We start from the raw sequence: 2,820 nt of genomic DNA, 5'->3' as shown, positions 1-2,820 counted from the left end.
AACATTTTTTACCCAGATCGATACCAATGAGCGCAATGTTTTCCATGATAGTTCTCCGAATGAAAGCCTGTCCTCAGCATAGTACCGGGAAGGAGGGAGTGACCATCTCATTAAAAATCGTACGTTAAGCGTACGGCCTGTCAGGTTGAGGCCCTAGAGGTTGCCGGCGAGGCGTCAGAAAATGCTGGAATCGGCCCTATCCTGACGCGGCCCAAGGTTCCGGCCTGACGCCTAGTTAGGGCGTACCGATACGGTACAATTAATTTTTGAAATGGCGACAAACGGCTATTTTCTGGCGGTTGTATCACAGACCAATTCGATGCTATATTTACAATTTAACTGGGGGCGCTGGTAAGCGTAATGCAATACTACGCTAAGCGAGGCGAGACGATGATGCACAAGCATGGGATGGGCAGATAGGTTTTTTGAGGCTGTAAAAAAGTTAACACACTCACATGAAGGGGGTGAAATGGATACACGATTATTTGCATTCGTCGGCGGAGACAGCGGTCTTTGGCGGATCGTTGGAACCGAAACCATAGTTGGCAAGTCACTGCCTGAAGCCAAAAGGCTCAACGTAATATCTGCCTCAGAGTTGCAGCCCGAAACCAATGCACCCTGGGTACTTCGCGGAATAACAAGCAATGAACGGTATGTCATGCGCGAAGAGAAGAACGAAATTGTGGTGAAGCAGCAAGGGCTAGCGCGCCCAGAAGCAACTTGCGCTGCGTTGATACCGATCCGAAAAAACGCAGCTTGGTGGGAATTCACGCAAGACGAGCGCCGGAGCGTTTTCGAAAAGTCAAAGCACATCCAAATCGGGCTCAACTACTTGCCTGCAGTAGCGCGCAAGCTCCACCACTGCCGCGACCTCTCTGAAAATGAACCGTTCGATTTTCTCAATTGGTTCGAGTTCGCGCCAACCCATGAGGCTGAGTTCAACGCATTGCTTTCCGAACTGCGTGCAACAGAGGAATGGAAGTACGTTGACAGAGAAGTCGATATCCGTCTCGTGCGAGAGGCGGCGTAGGTCAATCCCCGTCTGACCGCTCAGAGGCGTTAGCGGGCAGCCGGCACTGCATCTATTGATTTTGGATAGCTTGGAACCCGGCATTTCACTTGCAATTAATTCGAGCACGCCGCCATGAAATGCGAGCCGCCGCCGTCGATTGCAAGCTCGTTTGCAGATAGCGTGAGCATCAGCGCGCCGTCAGTTGCAGTTAATTCGAGCCGAAAGCGGCGTCGAATGCGAGCACGCCCGTTTTCAAACGCGAGCCGCTACAACTACCTGGTGCCGCCCGCGAAATTCGCCAGCCTCAAGCAGGCCAGCGAATTGCCGCTGGCCGTGGCCACCGATTGCGACCAGTACCTGCATGACCGGCTGACGCTGCTGGAAACGCAGCTCGCCACCGTCAACCGCATGGCGCTGGCCAACGAGCTGCCGGACGCCATCATCACGGAGTCGGGCCTGAAGATCACGCCGCTCGATGCGGCGGTGCCCGATACCGCACAGGCCCTGATCGACCAGACGGCGATGATCCTACCGCACGTCAAGATCACCGAATTGCTGCTGGAGGTAGACGAATGGACGGGCTTCACCCGGCACTTCGCCCACCTGAAGTCAGGCGACCTGGCCAAGGACAAAAACCTGTTGCTGACCACGATCCTCGCCGACGCGATCAACCTGGGCCTGACCAAGATGGCGGAATCGTGCCCCGGCACGACCTACGCCAAGCTGGCCTGGCTGCAAGCCTGGCACATCCGCGACGAAACCTACGGGGCGGCACTGGCCGAGCTGGTCAACGCGCAGTTCCGACATCCCTTCGCCGAGCATTGGGGCGACGGCACCACGTCATCGTCGGACGGCCAGAACTTCCGCACCGGCAGCAAGGCCGAGAGCACCGGCCACATCAATCCGAAATACGGCAGCAGCCCAGGGCGGACGTTCTACACCCATATCTCCGACCAGTACGCGCCGTTCCACACCAAGGTCGTGAACGTCGGCGTGCGCGACTCGACCTACGTGCTCGACGGCCTGCTGTATCACGAATCCGACCTGCGGATCGAGGAGCACTACACCGACACGGCAGGGTTCACGGACCACGTCTTCGCGTTGATGCACCTGCTGGGCTTCCGCTTCGCCCCGCGCATTCGTGACCTGGGCGACACCAAGCTCTACATCCCGAAGGGCGATGCCACCTACGAGGCGTTGAAACCGATGATCGGCGGCACGCTCAACATCAAGCACGTCCGCGCCCATTGGGATGAAATCCTGCGGATGGCCACCTCGATCAAGCAGGGCACGGCGACGGCCTCGCTGATGCTCAGGAAGCTTGGCAGCTACCCGCGCCAGAACGGCCTGGCCGTCGCCCTGCGTGAGCTGGGACGCATCGAGCGCACACTGTTCATCCTGGACTGGCTGCAAAGCGTCGAGCTGCGCCGCCGCGTGCATGCCGGGCTGAACAAAGGCGAGGCGCGCAACGCGCTGGCCCGCGCCGTGTTCTTCAACCGCCTGGGGGAAATCCGCGACCGCAGCTTCGAGCAGCAGCGCTACCGGGCCAGCGGCCTCAACCTGGTGACGGCGGCCATCGTGCTATGGAACACGGTCTATCTGGAGCGGGCCGCGAACGCCTTGCGTGGCCACGGTCAAGCCGTCGATGACGGCCTGTTGCAGTACCTGTCGCCGCTCGGCTGGGAGCACATCAACCTGACCGGCGATTACCTCTGGCGCAGCAGCGCCAAGATCGGCGCGGGCAAGTTCAGGCCGCTACGGCCGCTGCAACCGGCTTAGCGTGCTTTATTTAATGAGATGGTCACTCC

Annotated in this window: 1 protein-coding gene and 1 pseudogene; both read left to right on the top strand. The window is 58.8% G+C overall.

Annotated elements, in window-relative coordinates:
- The first annotated feature begins 469 nt into the window (after positions 1 to 469).
- Positions 470 to 1,030 (top strand): chlorite dismutase family protein, encoded by a 561-nt coding sequence (locus INF68_RS22150; RefSeq protein ID WP_002718009.1) that lies wholly within the window; start codon positions 470 to 472, stop codon positions 1,028 to 1,030.
- Between the two features lie 252 nt (positions 1,031 to 1,282).
- Positions 1,283 to 2,791, top strand: a pseudogene (locus INF68_RS22145) (Tn3-like element ISPa38 family transposase); the annotation flags it as partial.
- Positions 2,792 to 2,820: the final 29 nt, after the last annotated feature.

It is taken from the genome of Enterobacter cloacae complex sp. P16RS2 (genome assembly GCF_014982155.1).
In the GTDB taxonomy this organism is placed as follows: domain Bacteria; phylum Pseudomonadota; class Gammaproteobacteria; order Enterobacterales; family Enterobacteriaceae; genus Enterobacter; species Enterobacter cloacae_M.
This window is presented reverse-complemented; position numbering and strand designations above follow the sequence as displayed.

Excerpts from the sequence above, each read along its gene's own strand:
- INF68_RS22150 (WP_002718009.1), top strand. The coding sequence starts at position 470 with ATGGATACACGATTATTTGCATTCGTCGGCGGAGACAGCGGTCTTTGG.